We start from the raw sequence: 225 nt of genomic DNA on the forward strand, positions 1-225 counted from the left end.
CGCACATCGCTGTGCGATTTATTTAAAACTTTGAATTAACAGGTACGTTTTGTCTTGTTTAGTTTTCAAAGATCATTTTGTTCACTTTCTCAAGCAACTTTTTAAGTATATAATAAGTTTCTCTTAAAGTCAACATGTTTTTTATAAATGGTGGAGCCTAGCGGGATCGAACCGCTGACCTCCTGCGTGCAAAGCAGGCGCTCTCCCAGCTGAGCTAAGGCCCCG

Annotated in this window: 1 tRNA gene; it reads right to left on the bottom strand. The window is 40.9% G+C overall.

Annotated features, from left to right (window positions below):
* Nucleotides 1-148: 148 nt before the first annotated feature.
* Nucleotides 149-224, bottom strand: a tRNA-Ala gene (locus SB724_RS22205).
* Between the last annotated feature and the right edge of the window lies 1 nt (nucleotide 225).

Source organism: Bacillus sp. SIMBA_031 (genome assembly GCF_046535225.1).
GTDB lineage: Bacteria > Bacillota > Bacilli > Bacillales > Bacillaceae > Bacillus > Bacillus velezensis.